Source organism: Sphingomonas sp., assembly GCF_019242355.1.
Lineage (GTDB): Bacteria > Pseudomonadota > Alphaproteobacteria > Sphingomonadales > Sphingomonadaceae > Sphingomicrobium.
Map to the genome: position 1 here is coordinate 15,546 of NZ_JAFAVR010000114.1, position 13,654 is coordinate 29,199.

At 66.2% G+C, this 13,654-nt stretch carries 9 protein-coding genes and 1 pseudogene; 5 read left to right on the top strand and 5 right to left on the bottom strand.

From position 1 onward, the window contains the following. Positions 1-114 precede the first annotated feature (114 nt). Complete coding sequence (locus JOZ79_RS05390; RefSeq protein WP_294071675.1) at positions 115-762, top strand: S24 family peptidase; 648 nt, start codon at positions 115-117, stop codon at positions 760-762. On the opposite strand, the gene JOZ79_RS05395 is transcribed toward JOZ79_RS05390, so the two are convergent. Continuing rightward, positions 742-933: a hypothetical protein gene (locus JOZ79_RS05395; RefSeq protein WP_294071678.1), complete on the bottom strand. Its 192-nt coding sequence runs from the start codon at positions 931-933 to the stop codon at positions 742-744. The genes JOZ79_RS05390 and JOZ79_RS05395 overlap by 21 nt on opposite strands. A gap of 140 nt (positions 934-1,073) precedes the next feature. Between JOZ79_RS05395 and JOZ79_RS05400 the strand changes: the two genes are divergently transcribed. From JOZ79_RS05400 to JOZ79_RS05410, 3 genes are all read left to right on the top strand, one after another. Then, a complete protein-coding gene (locus JOZ79_RS05400) occupies positions 1,074-1,283 on the top strand; it encodes a hypothetical protein (RefSeq protein ID WP_294071680.1) in 210 nt (69 codons plus the stop codon). A 97-nt stretch (positions 1,284-1,380) separates the two neighbouring features. Continuing rightward, positions 1,381-3,354 carry a BamA/TamA family outer membrane protein gene (locus JOZ79_RS05405; RefSeq protein WP_294071683.1) on the top strand — a complete coding sequence of 658 codons (1,974 nt, stop codon included), beginning with the start codon at positions 1,381-1,383 and terminating at the stop codon, positions 3,352-3,354. Between the two features lie 3 nt (positions 3,355-3,357). Then, on the top strand, positions 3,358-7,524 hold the full coding sequence (locus tag JOZ79_RS05410) for a translocation/assembly module TamB (RefSeq protein ID WP_294071686.1): 4,167 nt from the start codon (positions 3,358-3,360) through the stop codon (positions 7,522-7,524). 13 nt (positions 7,525-7,537) lie between these two features. Here the strand turns inward: JOZ79_RS05410 and JOZ79_RS05415 are convergent, their stop codons facing one another. Then, complete coding sequence (locus JOZ79_RS05415; RefSeq protein WP_294071689.1) at positions 7,538-8,821, bottom strand: Gfo/Idh/MocA family oxidoreductase; 1,284 nt, start codon at positions 8,819-8,821, stop codon at positions 7,538-7,540. Between the two features lie 147 nt (positions 8,822-8,968). Here JOZ79_RS05415 and JOZ79_RS05420 point away from each other — a divergent pair, with 147 nt between their 5' ends. Continuing rightward, positions 8,969-10,384 carry an amino acid permease gene (locus JOZ79_RS05420; protein ID WP_294071692.1) on the top strand — a complete coding sequence of 472 codons (1,416 nt, stop codon included), beginning with the start codon at positions 8,969-8,971 and terminating at the stop codon, positions 10,382-10,384. A gap of 6 nt (positions 10,385-10,390) precedes the next feature. Here the strand turns inward: JOZ79_RS05420 and JOZ79_RS05425 are convergent, their stop codons facing one another. The 3 genes and pseudogenes from JOZ79_RS05425 to JOZ79_RS05435 all read right to left on the bottom strand — a co-directional run. Beyond that, positions 10,391-11,290, bottom strand: a complete 900-nt coding sequence (locus JOZ79_RS05425) for a PilZ domain-containing protein (protein ID WP_294071695.1) — start codon at positions 11,288-11,290, stop codon at positions 10,391-10,393. Positions 11,291-11,361: 71 nt separating this feature from the next. Then, positions 11,362-12,774, bottom strand: coding sequence for a type I glutamate--ammonia ligase (gene glnA / locus JOZ79_RS05430; protein ID WP_294071698.1), 1,413 nt, complete (start codon positions 12,772-12,774; stop codon positions 11,362-11,364). Between the two features lie 192 nt (positions 12,775-12,966). Then, a pseudogene (locus JOZ79_RS05435) lies at positions 12,967-13,654 on the bottom strand (TonB-dependent receptor); the annotation flags it as partial.

Consider the following 13,654-nt stretch of genomic DNA (forward strand, 5'->3'; position numbering starts at 1 on the left):
TTCTCAGCAAGTGCACCTGTGTTTCCTTAAAACCGCATTCCGACTCGGCAGATCGATTCTTCACAACCCAATTCCTACTTGTCTAGGCAGTTTCCCATGGCTAATAGGAGGTTAATGAGTAGCGAGCCGCGGCATGTCTTGGAGCGCCTATGCGCGGAGCGCGGGGAGGACTTCGCGGGCCTGTCGCGGATGCTCGGCCGCAACCCGGCCTATATCCAGCAGTTTGTCCGCCGCGGCGTCCCCAAGCGCCTGCGGGAGGAAGAGAGGCGCAAGCTTGCCCGGTATTTCTCGGTCTCCGAAGCGGTGCTTGGCGGTCCGGCAGAGCAGCCGAGCCGGAGCGACGGGCTCGTCACCGTCAGCCGGCACGCGGTCGCCGCTTCGGCCGGGCCCGGCGCGCTCGTCGGCGATGAGCTCGGCCGGCCCTATCTCGCGTTCGACGAGCGCTGGCTGAAGTCGCTGACTCCGACCCGGGCCGACCGGCTCTCGGTGGTCCGCGTCGAAGGCGATTCGATGGCGCCGACGCTCAACCCGGGGGACGACATCATGATCGATCTCGATGATTGCGGCGATCGCCTGCGGGACGGCATCTACGTGCTTCGCGCGGAGGACGCACTGGTGGTGAAGCGCCTGGCGCTCAACCCGGTGGCGCGCCGGCTGACGGTCCAGTCGGACAATCCGGCTTACCCGGACTGGCCGGATTGCAGCATGGATTCGATCCACTGCATCGGCCGGGTGATCTGGTCAGGCCGCCGGATCGTCTGAGCCGCCGCCTCTCCGATCGATCAGCCAGACCACGATGGCAATGGCGGCGCCGACCGCTGTTCCGATGAGCACGCCCTTCATCGGGTTGCGGATGGACAGGCCGTAGAGGAAGCCGAGCAGAATGAAGATGGTGAGGAAGCATCCTCCCGCGCGACTGTTTCGCTGTGGCATCGGCCGCCCATGCCAGAGCCACGGCCACTGCGAAAGCGCGAATGGCGAGCCTCGCAAGAGCGTCAGGGAATGATGGTCAACGCGGTATTGACGACGGTTGTGCTCAGTCCTGCAACCGCTCCGCGGCTAGTGGGCGCCTCATGGAGATCCCGTTCATTCACGGCCGCTCGGCATTGGCCGACGCGTCCGACTTGATGCAGCTTTATGGCGAAGACGCGGCGAGCGAAGCGGCCAGCCGGGCCGAACGATCGCGCGACGACGGCAATGTCGTGCGCTTCTGCCATTGGCGCCAGATCCAGCGGCTCATCGCGTCGCTCAGCAATTGGCAAGTGCGCGGGACCGTCCACTAAAGCGCCGGATTTCAGCGACATCGCCTCAATTTCGCGCTGTTTGGCGTACCCGTTCATACTGGCGCCGTTCACAAGCGCTGTCTAAGGCTCGGTCCCGATGAGCGGGTGGGATCGAGCGCGGGAGTCCGCGCGGCTGCTGTGCGCGGCTGCGCTGGGGCTCATTCTTGCCTCGCCGGCGCTCGCGCAGAGCCAGCCGCCCCCTCCGTCCCCCGACCTCGATCCCTCCGCGCCGCTCGATCCAATGCCCGATCTTGGCGTCGGCTGGCCTGACCTCAAGACAAGCCCGGCCGCTTCCGCCACGACGTCTTCAAGCGACTCTGCGTCCGACAGCACGTCCGCCCGCCGCTACACTCTGACTATCGAGGGCCTGGAGACCGTCGGCTCGGCTGATGACATCCTCGCGGCCTTCCGACGCGGCTCCGCGCTTGAGGCCGACCGCAAGGATTCGGCCAACGCCGCACAGATCGATCGCCGATCCCGCGCCGATGCCGACCTGCTCGAGCAGTTGCTTCGAAGCCAAGGCTATTACGATGCCGACGTCGAGCCGCAGACCCGCCTAGCGGTCGGCACCGTTCAGGTGCTGCTCGAGGCGACGCCTGGCGAGCAGTACAAGTTTGCATCCGTTGATCTTCCGGGGCTGGACGCGGCCGGCCCGGATGCAGCCCGGCTGCGCGACACCTTCGCGATTCGGGCCGGCGATCCGGTCATTGCGGCCGATGTCATTGCCGGCGGCCTCGCCCTGCAGAGCGCGCTCGGGCGGGAAGGCTTTGCCTCGGCAGCGGTCGGCCAACAGGACATCGCAGTCGATCACCGAACGCATCTTGCCAGCCTGACCCTGCCGGTGACGCCGGGCCCAATCGCCCGCTTCGGGTCCATCCGGGTCAGCGGCCGACCACCCTTCGGTGCAAGGCACATATGGACCATTGCCCGTTTCCGCCCAGGCCAGCGTTTCGACCGAACGAAGATCGAGGACCTCCGCCAAGCCCTGATCGCCACCACTTTGGTCGCCGTTGCCGACATCCGGGTGGTGCCCGTGGACGGCGGCCGGACGGTCGATCTCGACGTGCGCCTGCAGCCCGCCCCGAGCCACACCATCGCCGGCGCAATCGGCTACGACACCGGACGAGGGGCGAGCATCGAAGGCAGCTGGCAGGCCCGCAACTTCTTCAATCCCGAAGGCGCGCTGACCCTTCGCGGCGTCCTCGGCACCTCCGAACAGCTCGCCGCGATCGAACTGCGGCGAAGCAACTTCGGCCGCCGCGACCAGGTGCTCGATCTCCAGGCGCTCGCTTCGCACCAGAAATTCGACGCTTATGAAGCGCGAACGGTCATGTTGTCGGCCGACATCGAGCGGCAGAGCAACTTCATCTGGCAGAAAAAATGGACCTGGACGTACGGCGCCACTGTCCTTGCGACCGATGAACGCGGCGTGTTTGATTCCTCCAGCCAGAAGGACACCCGTACCTTCCTGATCGCCGCGGCGCCGCTGAGCCTTGGTTATGACGGCAGCGACAGCCTGCTCGACCCGACCCGTGGATTTCGACTGAGCGCGCATGTCAGCCCCGAGGTTTCGGCCCATAGCGGCCAACTCGTCTATGCGCGCTCGCAAATCGACGCGAGCGCCTATCGGCCGGTCGCCGACGGGATCGTCGCGGCGGGCCGAATCCGGCTTGGGACGATTCTCGGCGCGGGGGTTTACGACATTGCGCCGTCGCGGCGATTCTACGCTGGCGGCGGCGGGTCGGTGCGCGGCTACGGCTACCAGCAGCTCGGTCCCAAGGATATGGACGGCGATCCGATCGGCGGCCGCGGCCTTGCCGAGTTCGCGCTCGAAGCGCGCATCCGGCTGAAGGCGTTCGGCGGCAATTTCGGGATCGTGCCGTTCCTCGACGGCGGCGCGCTCAGCACCGGCATGCTCCCCGATCCTGACGATCTGCGCTTCGCCGTCGGACTCGGCGCCCGTTATTATTCAAGCTTTGGGCCGATCAGGATCGACGTCGGCGTGCCTCTCAACCGCCAGAAGGGCGACGGACCGGTCGCGGTCACCGTCTCGCTCGGCCAGGCTTTCTAGGCGGTGCCGGACAGCGCGATCGCAGCCGAGGCGCCGCCGCCACCGCCGGTCCGCCGGCGGTCCGACTGGCCGCGGCGCCTGCTCGACGAGTTGCTGGTCCTGTTCATCGCGCTGGTCATCGTCTTCGCGGGGACGCTCATTCTCCTCGACACGGCGCCCGGCCACCGCTTCATCATCGACCGGATTGCGGCGTTCGAGACCGCCTCGGGTCTGAAGGTCAGGATCGGCCGCATCGACGGTTCGATCTTCGGCAAGTCGCAGCTCAAGAACGTCGCGGTGTCCGATACTCGCGGGACCTTCCTGACGTCGCCCGAAATCGATCTCGACTGGACGCCCGGCGCGTGGCTCGCGAATAAGCTGCACATCGACAGCGTGACGGCCGACAAGGTGACGCTGATCCGCCTGCCGAAGCTGCGCCCGTCGCTCAAGCCGGGGCCAATCCTGCCCGGCTTCGATATCCATATCGGCGAGTTGGCGATCCGCCATCTCGAGGTCGCGCCCAGTGTCGCGGGCCGGTCCTGGCGCGGGCGCGTGACCGGCAAGGCCGATATTGCCAAGGGGCGCGCCGTCGCGGATCTCGCTGCATCGCTGGACGGGGGCGGCGACCACCTTGCCTTCCACCTCGATGCAGAGCCCGACCGCGACCGCTTCGACCTTGCAGCGCGGGCGATATCGCCGGCGAATGGCGTGCTTCCAGCACTCGTCGGCTCGAACCGGGCAATCAATCTGGCGATCGGCGGCAAAGGAAGCTGGACACGCTGGCGCGGGACTGCGGCATTGGACTTGGCCGGACGCCCGGCGGCGCGGCTTGCACTTGGTCTCGACAGAGGTGTTTACCGGCTTGCCGGCCAGGTGCAGCCGTCGCCATTCTTCACCGGCAGGCTGATGCGCCTCACCGGACCCGCAGTGGTCGTGAAGGGATCGGCCACCTTCGCCGACCGCGCTGTCGATGGCGAGTTGGTGCTGACCTCGTCGGCGCTTCGGACCATCGCGCGCGGCGCGATCGACCTTGCGTCGAGCCGCTTCCGACACGTCCGGATCGGCGTCGACCTGCTGAAGCCGGAAGCGCTCTTCGATAATATGAGAGGCCGGGACGTTCGCCTGCTGGCGACCCTCGACGGCCCCTTCGGCACCGCCGATTATTCCTATCGCCTGACCTCGCCGAGCGTGGCGTTCGACACGACCGGCTTCATCGATGTCCGTGCGGAGGGGAGGGGACGCCTCGCGCCCTGGCCGATGCGGGTCCCACTCTTGCTCCAGGCCCGGGCAATCACCGGCGCTGGCGACGTCGCCGGTGCGATTCTTGCGAATGCGCGCCTCGCCGGCTGGCTATCCCTTACGCCCAAGCTTATCCAGGGGCAGAACCTGCAACTCACAAGCGCCAGGCTCAACGGCAAGCTGTCGCTGCTGATCGACCTCGTGACCGGCCGCTTCGAGCTCCTCGTGTCGGGCGGCATGAACCGCTATTTGATCCCGGGCCTCGGTGTCGTCGACATCCTGACTGATCTCAAGGTCGTCCCCGATCCCAGCGGCCGCGGCTCGCGCGTGGTCGGCGTGGGAAAGGCCTGGGTCCGCCGCCTCGACAACAGCGTCTTCCGCGACCTGACAGGCGGCCTTCCGTCGCTATCGACCAACCTGGAGCGCGGTCCGGACGGCGTGCTGCGCTTTACCAACCTCCAGCTTTTCTCGCCGAAGCTTCGGCTTTCCGGTTCCGGCGCGCGGCTACGCGACGGCAGCTTCCATGTCGCCGCCGGCGGCCGCCAGGCGAAATACGGGCCGCTCAAGCTGGTCCTCGATGGCGACATTGCCCACCCGCGCATCGATCTGCTGCTCGATCGTCCGAACGATGCGCTCGGAATTACCGGCATGCACCTGCTGCTGTCGCCGACGCCGGCTGGCTTCGACTACCGGGCGAGCGGCGGCTCGAAGTTGGGACCGTTCACCAGCAATGGACGGATCCTCCTCGCCGGCGGCCCGACAACGGTCTCGATCGCCGCGCTTGAGGCCGGAGGTGCCCATGCCAGCGGTGACCTGACGTCCTATCCGGGCGGGTTTAGTGGCCGGTTGACGCTTGGCGGCGGCACGCTCGGGGGGACGCTGGACTTTGCGCCGGCGAATGGAGCGCAGCGCATCGACGCGCACCTGACGGCCGCCGATGCCGCCTTCCCCGGCGCACTCGCCGTCCACAGCGGCCGAGCGGACGGATTCGTCGTTCTTGGGCAGGACACGACAGTCGAAGGAGTGATCGACGCTCGCGGAGTCAAGGCGGGAGGCCTCACCCTCGCGCGAGTTACCGCCAACGCCAGGCTGATCAACGGGTCGGGCCAGGTCCGCGCGGCGTTCAGCGGGGGCGGCAGCGGCGGCTTCGCTTTCTCGATGGTGGCCGACGTTTCCTCCGACACCATCCGCCTGGCGGGCAGCGGCCGGATCGCGAAACAGCCGCTGGTGCTTCGCCAGCCGGCGGTCCTCACGCGATCCGGCGATGGCTGGACGCTTGCCCCGGCTACCCTCGACGTTGCAGGAGGCAACGTCGTTCTCTCGGGTCGCAGCGGCTCGCACCCCGAAGTGCACGCCCAGGTTGCAAGCATGCCGCTGCAGGCGCTCGATCTTGTCCTGCCGGGAATGGGCCTCACTGGCACCGCCAATGGTCATGTCGACTATGCCTGGAGTGGCAGTCGCAGCGGCAGCATCAACCTGACGATCCGCGGCCTGAGCCGGGCCGGGCTGGTCCTCGCCTCAAAGCCGATCGACCTTGGCATCGCCGCAATCATCCAGGGCGACAAGGCCGCCATGCGCGCGGTTGCAGGAAGCGGCGGCGCGATCATCGGCCGCGCCCAGGCCCGCTTCGCTCCGATCGGCAACGGCCCGTTGGCTGCCGAGCTTCTGAACGCACCCCTATTCGCTCAGCTTCGCTACGTCGGCCCGGCGGACACGCTCTGGCGGTTGTCGGGAAGCGAGATTCTCGACCTCTCCGGCCCCATCGCGGTCGCCGCCGACATCGGCGGGCGCTGGAGCAACCCGGTCATCCGAGGCTCGCTGCGGACGCAGAATGCGCGCCTCGAAAGTGCCGTCACCGGCATGGCGATCGGCAATCTCGCCGCCCAAGCGCACTTCGCCGGACCGCAACTGGTCTTCACCCAGCTGACCGGCCAGACTTCTGGAGGTGGCTCGATCAACGGCAGCGGTTCGGTTACCTTCTCGGGCGGCAAGACCGCGCTCGACCTGTCGTTCAACGCCAGCCAGGCGCTGCTCCTCAACCGCGACGACATCGCCGCCCGGGTCACTGGTCCATTGAAGATCCGGTCGGACGGGCAGGGCGGGACCATTTCCGGAACGCTCCATCTCGACAAGGGCCGCTTTCAGCTCGGCCGGGCAAGCAGCGCCGCCGCAGTGCCGCAGCTGAATGTGCGCGAGATCGGGCTCGACGATGCGGACATCATCGAGCCGCAGGCGCTGCATCCGTGGAAGCTCGCGCTGAAGCTCGCGGGCGGTAATCTCAACGTGACCGGCCTTGGCATCAACAGCATCTGGCACACCGACCTCGACATCGGTGGCGTTGCTGACGCGCCGCGATTTACCGGGCGTGCGACCCTGACTCGTGGCGACTATGATTTTGCGGGCCGAAACTTCAAGCTCGACCGCGGTACCATTCGCTTCCAGGGGGAAAGCCCGCCCGACCCGCAGCTCGACATCCATGCCCAGGCTCAGCTTCAGGGGCTCGACGCGGCCGTCATCGTCGCCGGCACCGGCCTCAAGCCGGAGATCACGTTCACCAGCTCACCGCCACTGCCCCAGGACGAGCTCTTGTCGCGCATCCTCTTCGGAACCTCGATTACCAATCTATCCGCCCCGGAGGCGCTTCAGCTCGCGTCGGCTGTCGCCGCGCTTCAGGGCGGAAGCGGCAGCCTCGATCCGATCAACGCGCTCCGCAAGGCTGTCGGCCTCGATCGACTGCGCATTGTCCCAGCAGACGTCGCCACCGGCCAGAAGACGGCAATCGGCGCCGGCAAGTACATTACCCGCAAGTTCTTCGTGGAGGTCGTCACCGACGGCCAGGGCTATTCGGCGACCCAGGTCGAATATCAGATCACCCGCTGGCTCTCGATCCTGTCCACGGTTTCGACCGTCGGCCGCTCCAGCGCGAGCGTCCAGATCAGCAAGGACTATTAGGCCGGTCCGGGCGTCAGTCCGCGAAGGCCGAGCAGGACGACTTGATCGCCACGCTGCAGCCATGCTCCGTCGCATCGGAGATGGCGCGCGACACCTCCGTCACGTGGAGCGCGAGTTCGGCGGTGAGGCGGCAGGGGCGGCCTTCCCGAACGGACGCAGCCAATTCCGTGACACCGAGCGCATAGTCCATTTCGTGGCGCCGAAGCCGCCGACGCCAAGTCGGGCGAGGGCTGAGGTCCGACGTCCGGCTACTGATGCCAAAGACGCCCCGTGCCCAGCCGTGGCGCGTGACCCAGGGGTAGGTCTCGGCGCGCAGACCCAGCGCGGTGAAACGGCGGACGGTCAGCGGCGCGCCGAAATGCCAGCATTCGTCGACCTCGAGGACTCCGTGGTCGCCGATCAGCTGCAGAGAATGATCGTGAGGCGCGACGATGCTGCAGGTCAGGCGCGCGACCAGCCCCGACGCGAAGCGGAGCGAGGCCACCGAAAAGTCGGGCCCGCACTGATCGCCGGGCAGGTCGGGATGCTTGTCCGTGACGATCGTCGTCGAAAATGCGGTCACGCTGGAGACGGGGCCGAACGCTGCGACGAGCCAGGTCAAAGGATAGCTGGCGTGCTCGACGGTGCAGCCGACCATAAATTCGTCGCGCCACGGCCAAGGCGTTCCGGCCGGGCTTGTCCACTCGTCCGGATCCATGCGGTGGATTGGACCATCGTCGAGCTCGGCATAGGCGAGGCGGACCGTGCCGATGTCGCCGCGCCGGACGGCGGACCGCAGGGCGTGAGCGGATTCGCTCAGCACGCTGCATGGCGCCGAGGCGAGGGTAAGACTCCGGGAGGCGGCGAGTGCGACCAGTTCCCGCGCACGCGCGATATCGGTCGCGAGCGGCTTTTCGGAATAGACATGCTTGCCTGCGCCGAGGGCGGCCTTGGTCACTGCGAAATGGCTGACCGGGTTCGTTAGGTTGAGAACGATTTCGACGGATGGGTCGGCCAGCAATTCGTCGAGAGCGGGGTAGACCTTTCCCCCGTTTCGCGCTGCGAAGGCGGCGGCGCGCTCGGCGTCGAGATCGGTGCAGCCGATGATCCGAAGCTCGGGGTGAAGACCGAAATTGGCAGCGTAGAAATCCGCCACGAAACCGCATCCCACAATCCCGACGCCTACACTGTTCTGGGAGACAGCGGCCGTCCGCGATTCGGGAGTTGCGGCGAAGGCGTCGGCAAGATCGAGAAGCCAGGATCGCAGGCGATCCAGCGCTCGGCTGATTCTGGGTCGGGCAATTCGCGGCTCGGTCATCGGTCCAAGGAATGGAGCAGCACCGCCCGGTCTTTGCAACACGGGCCCGCTTCTTCCTCGCCTGGGAAAGGCAGGGCCGCTCTTGACCCGGCACCCGCCTTCTCTTCAACTGCCGCAAAAGAAGTCGAGCCGGAAGTCGGGGGACGCATGAAGAACTGGAACCGCAGGAAGACAGTCGTCGCCGCGGAGGACCTACCGCAGGAACATCGGCTCAAGCGCTCGCTCTCCTGGCCGCACCTCGTCGCGCTCGGGGTTGGCGCGATCGTCGGCACCGGCATCCTGACGCTGATCGGGGTCGGCGCAGGCAAGGCCGGCCCAGCCGTCATCCTGTCGTTCGCGATCGCCGGACTGATCTGCGCCTGCGCAGCTCTCGCATATGCGGAGGTCGCGACCATGATCCCGGCGTCGGGATCTGCCTATACCTATTCCTATGTGGTGTTCGGTGAGTTGATCGCCTGGATGATCGGCGTCGCGCTGATCCTCGAATATACACTAGTGGTCAGCGCGGTGGCGGTCGGCTGGTCGGGGTATGCGACGGGTTTCCTGCAGTCGATCCATTTGCCGTTGCCGCCTCAGCTGACCCAGGGGCCGGAACTCGGCGGAATCGTCAACCTGCCGGCGATCTTCATCATCGTCGTGGTCGCCGGCCTGCTCATCGCCGGAACACGCGAGAGCGCGACCCTCAACGCGATCCTGGTCGTGATCAAGATGCTGGCGCTGGCCATGTTCGTCGCCGTCGCGCTACCGGTATTCGATCCCTTCCACTTTCATCCGTTCATGCCGCTCGGCTTCCCGAGGAACGGGCCCGCCGGCCACGAAGTCGGGGTGATGGCAGCCGCGGCGATCATCTTCTTCGCCTTCTACGGGTTCGACGCGATCGCCACTGCAGCCGAGGAGGCGAAGAACCCAGGCCGCGATCTCGCCATCGGCATCGTCGGCTCCATGGCGGTGTGCATCCTCATCTACATGGCGGTCGGTGCCGCCGCGGTCGGAGCGGTCGCCTATACCCGATTCGCCGACAGCCCGGAGCCGCTGGCGCTGATCCTTAGGGAGATCGGGCAGACCTGGGCCGCGCGAGTGCTCGGTGCCTCGGCAGTGATCGCGCTTCCGACGGTGATTCTCGCCTTCTTCTACGGCCAGAGCCGGATCTTCTTCACCGTTGCTCGTGACGGTCTCCTGCCGCGCAGTTTGGCCCGGGTGTCGAGCCGCGGCACGCCGGTCAGGATCACCATCTTCACCGCGGTCGTCACGTCCGTCTTCGCCGGACTGATCCCACTGACGGCGATTGCCGCGCTGGCAAACGCCGGGACGCTCGCCGCCTTCATCGCGGTTTGCTCGGCAATGCTGGTGCTCCGTCGCCGTGAGCCAGACCGCAAGCGGCTCTTCCGCGCGCCTGCCGGGCCGGTCGTCGCGGTCGTCGGTATCCTCGGCTGTCTTTACCTGTTCATCAGCCTCCCGAACCGGACGCAGATGTTCTTCTGCTTCGCCCAGGCGATCGGGCTGATCCTCTACATGGTCTACGGCAGCCGCGCCGCCGATCGGGCGAGGGGCGAGGCCGGGTAGGCCGGATCAGTATTTCCAGAAGCCTTCCAGCGATTCCTTGAGCTCGGCCAGCGACATTCGGTCCCACTGAGCTTCCGACTTGGCGCCCATGGTCACCTGACCGCTGAGATAGCTCGGCCGCTTCCACTGAGGCTGGACGACGTCGGGCCGTGACCGGGCGAGCCGGGACAGGTCAAAGGCGCTGTCGAACTTGAGGCCCGCCGTGTCGCCAAGCGCCCAGCTGACCCTGGCCGGAATCTGTACGTTGTCGCCAAGCTCGAGCAACGGCTCGGCGCCGACCGGAAGAGCGAACGGGCACTCGATCATCGCGCCGGTGGTCGAGATGTTGCGCAGGCGAACGGGCAGGCTCTCGAAATCGTGGTGGAGGGTACCCGACCAGATCAGCGGATGGCGGCGGCCGGTCCGCTGCTCGTCATGGTCGGCTTCTGACTCCTCGGGGACAATGTCTTCGGCCTCGAACTCAGCCTCGGGGAAGCTTCGGGCGACAACTTCGCGCAGGACGGCGGCCTGCTCGGTCGGCGAGCAATCGAGGCGGGTTTCCTCGGCGAACTCGAGGCCAAGGCGGCCGTCCTTGATCCAGCACACCGCGCATTCGATGCGCCCGTCGCCGCCGAGGCGCAGCTCGACATGATCCCACAGCTTCACTGCGAGGGTGCCCGAAACCATCGCACCGCCGCCCGACAGGTTCACCAGTTCCATGTCGTGGGAGCGGCCGTCGTGGACGACTTCGACCCGCTCGCGCTGCAGGCGGTGGCGGTCGTCGTCGCGGGTGTTGACCCGGCGCGCTTCCTGCCGAGTGACTGGGATGCTGTGCAGGTCGTCGGCGCGAACCCCCTTGGGCGCCTTCGCCTTGATCAGCTTCAGCTCGCCCGAACTGTCACCGAAAACCTTCGCGCGAATGTTCATTGCCCACTCCCTGTCCCCACTCGCGCGGCCTTATGCGCCGAACGGGGTTACGGAATGGTGCATGAGGGCGATCAGCTGGAATAATACATGTCGAACTCGACCGGGCTCGGCGTTGTTTCCCAACGCATCACCTCGTCCCACTTAAGCTCGATGTAGCTGTCGATCTGGTCCTCGCTGAAAACGTCGCCGCGGGTCAGAAAGGCGCGGTCGTTGCCAAGCGAGACCAGCGCCTCGCGAAGCGAGCCGCAGACGGTCGGGACATTGACCAGCTCCTGCGGTGGCAGGTCGTAGAGGTTCTTGTCCATCGGCTCGCCCGGATGGATTCGGTTCTGGATGCCGTCGAGGCCGGCCATCATGATCGCCGAATAGGCGAGATAGGGGTTGGCCATGGCGTCCGGGAACCGGAATTCGACCCGCTTCGCCTTCTCGCCAGCGCCGTAGGGGATCCGGCAGGAGGCCGAGCGGTTGCGTGACGAGTAAGCGAGCAGCACGGGCGCTTCGAAGCCGGGGACCAGACGCTTGTAGCTGTTGGTCGACGGGTTGGTGAAGGCATTGAGCGCGCGCGCGTGCTTGATGACTCCGCCGATGAAATAGAGCGCGGTGTCGCTCAGGCCAGCATAGCCGTTACCGGCGAAGAGGGGCTTGCCCTCCTTCCAGATCGACATGTGGGTGTGCATGCCGCTGCCGTTATCCTTGGCGATCGGCTTGGGCATGAAGGTCGCGGTCTTGCCATAGGCCTGGGCAACCATGTGGACGACGTACTTGTAGACCTGCATGCGGTCGGCGGTCTCGACCAGGGTGCCGTAGGTGAGGCCGAGCTCGTGCTGGGCGGCGGCGACCTCGTGATGGTGCTTGTCCATCGGCAGGCCCATCTCGATCATGGTCGAGACCATCTCGGCGCGGATGTCCTGTGCGCTGTCGACGGGGGCGACGGGGAAGTAGCCGCCCTTGGCGCGCGGCCGGTGGGCGAGGTTGCCGCCATCATACTCGCGCATCGTGTTGGTCGGCAGCTCGATGTCGTCGATCTTGTAGCCGCTCGCCGAATAGCCGTCCTCGAAGCGGACATCGTCGAACATGAAGAATTCGGCCTCGGGCCCGACGAACACAGTGTCACCGACGCCGCTCGCCTTGAGATAGGCTTCGGCGCGGGTCGCGGTGGAGCGCGGGTCACGGCCGTAGAGCTCGCCCGTCGCCGGCTCGACGACATTGCAGACGAGCACGAGCATCGGGGTCGCGCTGAACGGATCGACGTAAGTTGCGTCGAGATCCGGCTTCAGAATCATGTCGGATTCGTTGATCGCCTTCCAGCCGGCGATCGAGCTGCCGTCGAACATGAAGCCGTCGGTCAGCTGGTCCTCGTCGATCAGGCCCGCGGCCATGGTGAGGTGCTGCCACTTGCCCTTAGGATCGGTGAAGCGGAGGTCGATCCACTCGATCTCCTCGTCCTTGATGCGCGAAAGGATTGTGCCTGCGTCGGTCGCCATGATGTGAGTTCCCCGGCTGAATCGTTGCTGCCCAATTGCGGCGGCCGCCGTTCCCGGAGACCTGGAAAGCGCGATTCGGGCTTGAGCGCTCAGATTCCCGACCGGACGGCCGGAGTCAGTCCCGCGGCGAATATTTCACGGCGATATTCGCGCTTTGATTTCTCCCGAGGGGAGATGCACGGGTCAGCTGAACTAGAACTTCCTCGTGATGCCCGCGAAAACGCCCCGCCGCTGGCCCCATTGCGGCGCGCCCACGCCGACACCGTCCCCGCTCCGAATCTGGTAGCTTTTGTCGAACAGGTTGAGCACGTCCGCGCGGAGGGTTACCCCGTGGAGGACGCCGGGGCCGGTGAAGTTCTGCGCGATCCCGGCGTTGAACACGAAGTAGCCGGGCAGGCTGCCGCCGTTGGGCACGATCCCATTCGGGTCGTCGGTGCGCAGACCAGAGGCATAGATGAAGTCCCCCGTCGGAACGAGCGTCCCGGCGCCATCGTGGATCGTGTAGCTGCCGCCGCCCGACGCCGTCCATTTCTGCGAGTGGTCGGTGTAGATGTAGTGGTTGTGGATGTAGGCAAGTTCGTCCGGTGCGAAGAAATATTGGCTCGATATGATGGCCTTTGCCTTTTCGTCGCCACGCGCAAGGTTGGCGTACAGATCAATCGGGCCATGAGTGTAATTGCCGCTTAGCTCGACGCCCCATGCATAGCCCTTGGCATAATTGAAGGGGGACAGGATCAGCGCGGAGCCGAACTGGCCTTCGTCGAGGAGGTTGCGCTTGAGCTTGTAATAAGCGTCCACGCCGATCTTGAAGCCACCGTGAAGCCGCTGCTCGACGCCGGCGTCAAAGTAATGCTCGCGCTCCGCCTTCACGGGATCGTCG